Origin of the sequence: Streptomyces sp. NPDC006384 (genome assembly GCF_042870695.1) — a bacterium.
Lineage (GTDB): Bacteria > Actinomycetota > Actinomycetes > Streptomycetales > Streptomycetaceae > Streptomyces.
This window is the reverse complement of sequence record NZ_JBIAHR010000042.1, coordinates 26,909-34,247: the sequence shown is the minus strand read 5'-3', so window position 1 is coordinate 34,247 and position 7,339 is coordinate 26,909. Positions and strand designations below refer to the sequence as shown.

Annotated in this window: 7 protein-coding genes; 2 read left to right on the top strand and 5 right to left on the bottom strand. The window is 74.8% G+C overall.

Annotated elements, in window-relative coordinates; genetic code table 11:
• Window positions 1–181: 181 nt before the first annotated feature.
• Window positions 182–1,003, bottom strand: a complete 822-nt coding sequence (locus ACFYOJ_RS35385) for a class I SAM-dependent methyltransferase (protein ID WP_356558861.1) — start codon at window positions 1,001–1,003, stop codon at window positions 182–184.
• A 191-nt stretch (window positions 1,004–1,194) separates the two neighbouring features.
• Complete coding sequence (locus tag ACFYOJ_RS35380; RefSeq protein ID WP_356558859.1) at window positions 1,195–2,709, bottom strand: phosphatase PAP2 family protein; 1,515 nt, start codon at window positions 2,707–2,709, stop codon at window positions 1,195–1,197.
• Between the two features lie 111 nt (window positions 2,710–2,820).
• Here ACFYOJ_RS35380 and ACFYOJ_RS35375 point away from each other — a divergent pair, with 111 nt between their 5' ends.
• Window positions 2,821–4,440 (top strand): ATP-binding cassette domain-containing protein, encoded by a 1,620-nt coding sequence (locus tag ACFYOJ_RS35375; protein WP_356558857.1) that lies wholly within the window; start codon window positions 2,821–2,823, stop codon window positions 4,438–4,440.
• A gap of 84 nt (window positions 4,441–4,524) precedes the next feature.
• Here ACFYOJ_RS35375 and ACFYOJ_RS35370 read toward each other — a convergent pair whose 3' ends face one another.
• Window positions 4,525–5,646 (bottom strand): Vms1/Ankzf1 family peptidyl-tRNA hydrolase, encoded by a 1,122-nt coding sequence (locus tag ACFYOJ_RS35370; protein ID WP_356558855.1) that lies wholly within the window; start codon window positions 5,644–5,646, stop codon window positions 4,525–4,527.
• A gap of 64 nt (window positions 5,647–5,710) precedes the next feature.
• Between ACFYOJ_RS35370 and ACFYOJ_RS35365 the strand changes: the two genes are divergently transcribed.
• On the top strand, window positions 5,711–5,989 hold the full coding sequence (locus ACFYOJ_RS35365; RefSeq protein ID WP_356558853.1) for a DUF6158 family protein: 279 nt from the start codon (window positions 5,711–5,713) through the stop codon (window positions 5,987–5,989).
• Window positions 5,990–6,096: 107 nt separating this feature from the next.
• Here the strand turns inward: ACFYOJ_RS35365 and ACFYOJ_RS35360 are convergent, their stop codons facing one another.
• Together ACFYOJ_RS35360 and ACFYOJ_RS35355 are read right to left on the bottom strand one after the other, a co-directional pair.
• On the bottom strand, window positions 6,097–6,639 hold the full coding sequence (locus ACFYOJ_RS35360; RefSeq protein ID WP_356558851.1) for a type 1 glutamine amidotransferase domain-containing protein: 543 nt from the start codon (window positions 6,637–6,639) through the stop codon (window positions 6,097–6,099).
• 99 nt (window positions 6,640–6,738) lie between these two features.
• Window positions 6,739–7,140, bottom strand: a complete 402-nt coding sequence (locus ACFYOJ_RS35355) for a DUF2795 domain-containing protein (RefSeq protein ID WP_356558849.1) — start codon at window positions 7,138–7,140, stop codon at window positions 6,739–6,741.
• Between the last annotated feature and the right edge of the window lie 199 nt (window positions 7,141–7,339).

Below are 7,339 nucleotides of genomic sequence, written 5' to 3'. Positions count from 1 at the left end.
TTTTGGGGGGGGGGGGGGGTGGGGGGTCCGGGGGGGGGGGGGGGTTGGGGGGGGTGGGGGGGTGGGGGGGGGGGTGGTTTTTTTTTGGTGTGGGGGGGGGGGGGGGGGGGGGGGGGGGGGGGGGGGGCGCGCCCGCCCCCCCCCCCCCCCCCCCCCCCCCCCCCCACCGCTCAGGCGCCCTTCAGCCCTCTTTCCGGCACAGGACCTCTCCGTGCAGGACGCTGAACCACCCTTCCGGCCGCTTCCCCCACTCCCGCCAGGCCGCCGACACGGCCCGCAGCTCCTCCGCCGTCGCGTGGCCGCCCTCCGTGGCCCGCTCGGCGTACGACGACTCCACGGTGCGGTCCGCCCACAGGCCGCTCCACCACTCCCGCTCGTCCGGCGTCGAGAAGGTCCAGGTGGCCGAGGTCGCCGTGACGTCGGTGAACCCGGCCTCCAGCGCCCAGGCCTTCAGCCGGCGTCCGGCGTCCGGCTCGCCCCCGTTGGCGCGGGCCACCCGGCGGTAGAGGTCCAGCCAGTCGTCCATGCCGGACGAGGCCGGGTACCAGGTCATGGCGGCGTAGTCCGAGTCGCGGACGGCGACGATCCCGCCCGGTCTGGTCACCCGCCGCATCTCCCGCAGCGCCCGCACCGGGTCGCCGACGTGCTGGAGGACCTGGTGGGCGTGGACCACGCAGAAGGTGTCGTCCGGATGGTCCAGGGCGTGCACGTCGGCGACCGCGAAGGCGGTGTTCGTCAGGCCGCGCTCCTTCGCGGTGGCACGTGCCCGCTCCACGATCTCCGGGGCCCGGTCCACACCGGTCACGTGCCCGTCGGGCACCAGTTCCGCCAGGTCCGCGGTGATGGTGCCGGGTCCGCAGCCGACGTCCAGGATCCTCATGTGCGGCTCCAGGCGGCCGAGCAGGTAGGCGGCCGAGTTGGCGGCGGTGCGCCAGGTGTGCGAGCGCAGCACGGACTCGTGGTGCCCGTGCGTGTACACGGCGGTCTCCCGCTGTCCGGACATGACTGGATCCCCTCTTCACGACGGCGACGGCGACGGCGACGGCGACGGCGATGGCAACGGCCCGGCATGCCGGTGCGCGGGGTACGAGGACCCCGCCCGGCAGCAGGATCACCGTACGCCCGCGCACCACATGGTGAGACCAGCGTTTTGGAATATGGACTGACGGTTCGTCAGGAGATGCGGGGCGACGATCACACGGCGGGTACCGAAGGCCGGATGCCGGCCAGCGGCCGGTAGACGGTGAGCGCCTCGGGCAGCTTCTCCAGCACCAGTTCGCCCTCCGTCTCGGTCAGCTCGCCGTCGAACGCCATGAGCGTGCCCGGCGCGACACCCGACAGGCGCAGCCGGGGCACCTGCACCGCGGCGTGGACGGGGGAACGGGTCAGCGGGCCCGCGAGGGCCGCGGACAGCAGCCGCAGAGCCGGCCGGCGGCCGCCGTGCACCACCCGCACGTCCAGACACCCGTCCGCCAGGTCGAGCCGGCGCCCCGAGGCGATGCCCCGGCGGTGGTACGTGCCGTTGCCCGCGAACAGCATCCACAGCGGGCGCCGGCGGCCCCGCACCTCGGCCTCCAGCGGATGCCGGTCGGCGCGCAGCACCCGCACGGCCGCGAGCACCCCGGCCGGCCAGCCGCCGATCCGGGACGACCAGCGCTCCCGCTCGCGCACCAGCTCCGGGTACACACCCAGGCTGAAGGTGTTCAGGAAGATCCCGCGCCGCCCGCCCGAGACGAACCGGCCCACGTCCACCCGCACGCCCTCGCCGCGCTCCAGCGCCCGGCACAGATCCCGCACGTCCTCCACACCGAGGTCGTAGGCGAAGTGGTTGAGGGTGCCGCCGGGCAGCACCGCCAGCGGCAGACCGTGGCGCAGGGCGATCTCCGCCGCGGTGTTCACGGTGCCGTCGCCGCCGCAGACCCCGAGGACCCGGGCGTGGCCCGCCGCCTTCTCCAGCTCGGCCCGCACGTCGGCCGGTTCGCACTCGACGACCTCCGCCCGGGGCAGCGCGTCGCACAGCGCCCGCACCCGGTCCGCGGTGCCCGAACCGATGTTGGCCACCATCACCAGCCCCTCGCCCTCCGTCAGCGCGGGCACCTCCGCCCGCGGCCGGGCCGGCGGGATCAGCTGGGCGCGCGTCGGCACCATGCCCCGTACGGCGAACGCCGCCCCCGCCCCCAGGGCGGCGCCGGCCAGCACGTCGCTCGGGAAGTGCACGCCCGTGTAGACGCGGGAGAGGGCGACCGCGGCGGCCACCGGAGCCACCGCCGCGCCCCACGCCGGCGACTCCAGCGCGACCCCGGTCGCGAAGGCGGCGGCCGACGCCGCGTGCCCCGACGGGAACGACGTCGTGATCGGCTGCCGCTTCAGCTGCCGCACCAGCGGCACCGGGTCGAGGAGGGGACGGGCACGGCGCACCGAGCGCTTGCCGAGGGTGTTGATCGTCAGCGAGGCCAGGCCCAGCGAGGCGAGGCCCCGGGCGGCGGCACGGCGGGCCCTCGGCGTGCGGGACGCGGCCAGGGCGGCGGCCACCGCGAACCACAGCACCCCGTGGTCGGCGCTGCGGCTCAGGCGGGGCAGCAGAGGGTCGGCGCCGGGCCAGGTGCGGGCGGCGACGGTCTCGAAGGCACGCTGGTCCAGGCGCAGAAAACCGTTGCGGACCGGATGCGGACCGGGCGTGAGGGCGGTGAGGTCTACGTCGGGGCTCATGCCCTCCCGCCTACCCCGCGGGCGGCGTTTCCTGCGGGTGGCGCGCCCCGCGTGCGGACGCCGTGAAAAGGATTTGCGCCCGGCGCGTGCGGAGCCGGAGAATCCGGCCCCATGGGTCACCTCGAAGCAGCACACCTGGAGTACTACCTCCCCGACGGGAGGGCGCTGCTCGGCGACGTCTCCTTCCGGGTGGGGGAGGGCGCCGTGGTGGCCCTGGTCGGACCCAACGGTGCCGGCAAGACCACCCTGCTGCGCCTGCTGTCCGGGGAGCTGAAACCGCACGGCGGCACCGTCACCGTCGGCGGCGGCCTCGGGGTGATGCGCCAGTTCGTCGGCTCCGTCCGGGACGAGACGACCGTACGCGACCTGCTGGTGTCCGTCGCGCCGCCCCGCATCCGCGAGGCCGCCCGCGCCGTCGACGCCGCCGAACACGCGATCATGACGGTCGACGACGAGGCCGCCCAGATGCGCTACGCCCAGGCCCTCGCCGACTGGGCCGAGGCACAGGGCTACGAGGCCGAGACCCTGTGGGACATCTGCACCACCGCCGCGCTCGGCGTGCCCTACGAGAAGGCCCAGTGGCGGCAGGTGCGCACCCTCTCCGGCGGCGAGCAGAAACGCCTCGTCCTGGAGGCGCTGCTGCGCGGCACCGACGAGGTGCTGCTCCTCGACGAGCCGGACAACTACCTCGACGTGCCCGGCAAGCGCTGGCTGGAGGAGCGGCTGAAGGAGACCCGCAAGACGGTCCTCTTCGTCTCCCACGACCGCGAACTCCTCGCCCGCGCCGCCCAGAAGATCGTCTCCCTCGAGCCCGGCCCGGCCGGTGCCGACGCCTGGGTGCACGGCGCCGGCTTCGCCACCTTCCACGAGGCCCGGCGCGAGCGCTTCGCCCGCTTCGAGGAACTGCGCCGCCGCTGGGACGAGAAGCACGCCCAGCTCAAGAAGCTCGTCCTGACGCTCCGACAGGCGGCGGCGGTCAGCCACGAGATGGCCTCCCGCTACGCCGCCGCCCAGACCCGGCTGCGCAAGTTCGAGGAGGCCGGCCCGCCGCCCGAGCCGCCGCGCGAACAGGACATCCGGATGCGCCTGAAGGGCGGCCGCACCGGCGTCCGCGCCGTCACCTGCGAGGGCCTCGAACTCACCGGCCTGATGAAGCCGTTCGACCTGGAGGTCTTCTACGGCGAACGCGTCGCCGTCCTCGGCTCCAACGGCTCCGGCAAGTCGCACTTCCTGCGCCTCCTCGCCGGCGAGAACGTGGCCCACACCGGGAACTGGAAGCTCGGCGCGCGCGTGGTGCCGGGGCACTTCGCCCAGACCCACGCCCACCCCGAACTGCTGGGCCGCACCCTGCTGGACATCCTGTGGACCGAACACTCCCAGGACCGGGGCGCCGCCATGTCGAGGCTGCGCCGCTACGAACTGACCCAGCAGGCCGAGCAGACCTTCGACCGCCTCTCCGGCGGCCAGCAGGCCCGCTTCCAGATCCTGCTGCTGGAACTCCAGGGCGTCACCGCCCTGCTGCTCGACGAGCCGACCGACAACCTCGACCTGGAATCGGCCGAAGCCCTCCAGGAGGGCCTGGAGGGCTTCGAGGGCACGGTCCTCGCGGTCACCCACGACCGCTGGTTCGCCCGCTCCTTCGACCGCTACCTCGTCTTCGGCAGCGACGGCCGGGTCCGCGAGACACCGGAGCCGGTCTGGGACGAACGGCGGGTGGAGCGAGCCCGGTGACCGCGGACGCGTGCCCGGGGGAGGCACCGGGGTCGGGGACGGAGACGAGGGTGGCACCGGGGACGCCGGGAGGCGCCGAGGGCGTCACCGCCAGCGCAGCAGCGCGCCCAGGCCGCCCACCGGCACGTCGTCCGCCTCGTCCTGCGGCAGGGCCGACGTCACCGAGATCGCGGGCGCGCCGGTCATCACCGCCGAGCGCAGCAGCGCGTCGTCCGCACGGGCCGACCAGGAGTTCTGCTCGCCCAGCGTCTTCAGCTCCGTACGGCGCATCGCCAGCTGGTCGGGGTCCTCGCCGATCCACACCTCGCGGTGCGTGTCGGGCCCGTCGGGGATGATCAGCAGCTCGTCGATGCGGTGCTCCCGGGCGGCCTCGATCAGCGCCGGCACGCCCTCCGCCGCGGCGGCCCGGCCCTCGTCGTCCGGGGACCGGGCGGCCAGGAATTTGTCCAGGTCCTCCCGCGCCCGCGCCCGCACGTGCTCGGCGCGCAGCCGCTCCACGTCCGCGTCCAGCAGCCGGCTGCCCGCGCCGTGCGACGCCTCCACGATCCGGTCCTGCAGCCGCTTGGGCAGCCGCTCGTGCACGGAGCGCCGCTCGCGGTCGTCCCCGACCAGGATCAGCAGGTCGGCGCCGGTCTCCTCCTGGCACACGGCGAGCGCGTCCGCGATCTCCGCCGCGTTGTGCTCCCAGGTGTTCTCCACCCGCAGCTGGAAGTGACGCTCCGACCAGTCGGCGCTGCTCGTGCGGTGCACGGGCCACTGCCGTCCGGTCACCGAACCCGCGTCCCGGCTGCCCAGCGCGCTGCGCAGCTCGAAGTCCGCGCCCTTGCGGTCGATGTACGCCACGACGCACACCGGGTCCTCGCCGGCCAGCTCCAGCAGCGGCGCGACGTGCGGCAGCGGCGCCCAGTACGTCTCCGTGCCGCCCTGCGGGACGCGCGCCAGCGGCGGGTCGAGGACCACCCGGCCGCCGCAGGCGAACAGTGCCCGCCCGTGCGGGTCGGAGGCGTGCCGCAGCTCGTCCACCGCCTCGCGCACGGCCTCGCAGGTCGCCTCGTCCGCGCCCTGCGCCGCCAGCTCCCGGGCCACCGCGGCGGCCGTCAGCTCACGTTCGTGGGCGGTGTCCTCCGCGTTGCGGGACAGGTCGACGTACACGGAGGCCCAGGGCCCCTGGTGTTCGTAGAGAGGATGCAGAAACGCGAGATCCATGGCTCCCTCCCGGATGCCGCTCGGGGGTGGGTGGTAGTGCTTCCGGGGCGGGTACCCGGACCGCATGAACGAACACGACACGCGGGACAACACCGCGACCGGGGTCGCCCCGGGCCGTCTGGACGACCAGCAGCTCATGAAGGAACTGGAGACCATCCACCGCACGCGCCACGACACCCTGCTGTACGGGTCGAACGACGCGCTGCGGGTCCACAACGAGCGCATGGCGCAGCTCGAGGGCGAGTGGCTGCGCCGCAACCCGCGTCGCCCGGTCGCCGCCGGCCGCACCCGCGAGGGCGCCCGGGAACGCGGTTCCGGTGAGGACGCCACGCCGGGCACCTGAGCGCACCGGGCTCCCGAGGGCACGCACCCGGACGGCACGGCCCGCCCCCGGCCCGGGTGTACTGCCCGGGCCGGGGGCGGGGGAGCCGACGAGGCCGCCTGGCCGCCTCAGCCGTCCGCCTTGGCGAACTCCGCGAGGAACGTCTCGCAGAACGCCTTCAGATCGTCCGGCTTACGGCTGGTGATCAGGGTGTTGTCGCCGTGGTCGCAGACCTTCACCTGCTCGTCCACCCAGGTGGCGCCCGCGTTGCGCAGGTCGGTCCGCAGACTCGGCCACGAGGTCAGCACCCGGCCGCGTACGACGTCCGCCTCGACGAGCGTCCACGGGGCGTGGCAGATCGCGGCCACCGGCCGGCCCTGCGCGAAGAAGTCCTTCACGAACGCCACGGCCCCGTCGTCCGTCCGCAGGAAGTCCGGGTTGGCCACGCCGCCCGGCAGGACCAGCCCGCCGAACGAGTCGGCCGACGTCTCGCCCACCACCTCGTCCACGGGGAACGTGTCCGCCTTGTCGAGGTGGTCGAACGCCTGGATCTCCCCGGACTTCGTCGAGACGAGCACGGGCTCGTGGCCCGCCTCCTCCGCCGCCTTCCACGGCTCGGTCAGCTCGACCTGCTCGACGCCCTCGGGCGCGGTCAGAAATGCGATACGCATGGGTGTGGGGCTCCTTTCCTGGCGCGCCGGCGGCCGGTCACCGCACGGCGCGCGTGTCTCGTCGGGAGACCGGCCGTCGTGGGACGGCCCTCCCCGCGCCTACGCGCCCTGGGACCCGGTGCCCGGTCCGTTCTCGGTCAGGGCGACGGCCAGTTCCTGGACGTTGTCGTAGCGCGCCTTGTGGGGCAGCCGTTCCAGCCCTTCGACGAGGGCGTCGGGCGCGTTTCCGCGACGCAGCGCGCGGGTCAGCTCCCGGGGACCCGCGGGGAAGGTGCCCCGCGTCAGGTTCCGGGCCAGCTCGAGCCGGAGCGCCTCCAGATACGTCGGTCCGCGTCCCGGGGTCACCGGCCCGTACATGACGTCCGGATCGTCCTCGGCGATCGGTTCCGGATCGTTCCACTCCTCGGTGCGGGTCGGATGCCCGGACCTGAGCAGACCCTGCAGTTCGTGCTTCATCTCGTCGTCGCGGTGGACACTCAGCCGGTCGCTGCCTCGCTGCATGTCTCCCTCCACATCCTTCGGGGTGCCGACCGCGTACCCGGCCACCGCGGGCCGACACGGATTCACCCGGACGGGTCCGCTCCGATTTCCCGCACCCGGGGGGGGGGGGGGGGGGGGGGCGGCCCCGGGGGGGGGGGGGGGGGGGGGGGGGGGGGGGGGGGGGGGGGGGGCGGGGGGGGGGCGCCCGGGGGGGGCCCGG

What these genes read in the sequence shown, in the direction of transcription:
- ACFYOJ_RS35375 (WP_356558857.1), top strand. Translation starts at nt 2,821, where the DNA reads ATGGGTCACCTCGAAGCAGCACACCTGGAGTACTACCTCCCCGACGGG.
- ACFYOJ_RS35380 (WP_356558859.1), bottom strand. Translation starts at nt 2,709, where the DNA reads ATGAGCCCCGACGTAGACCTCACCGCCCTCACGCCCGGTCCGCATCCG.
- ACFYOJ_RS35370 (WP_356558855.1), bottom strand. Translation starts at nt 5,646, where the DNA reads ATGGATCTCGCGTTTCTGCATCCTCTCTACGAACACCAGGGGCCCTGG.
- ACFYOJ_RS35365 (WP_356558853.1), top strand. Translation starts at nt 5,711, where the DNA reads ATGAACGAACACGACACGCGGGACAACACCGCGACCGGGGTCGCCCCG.
- ACFYOJ_RS35355 (WP_356558849.1), bottom strand. Translation starts at nt 7,140, where the DNA reads ATGCAGCGAGGCAGCGACCGGCTGAGTGTCCACCGCGACGACGAGATG.
- ACFYOJ_RS35360 (WP_356558851.1), bottom strand. Translation starts at nt 6,639, where the DNA reads ATGCGTATCGCATTTCTGACCGCGCCCGAGGGCGTCGAGCAGGTCGAG.
- ACFYOJ_RS35385 (WP_356558861.1), bottom strand. Translation starts at nt 1,003, where the DNA reads ATGTCCGGACAGCGGGAGACCGCCGTGTACACGCACGGGCACCACGAG.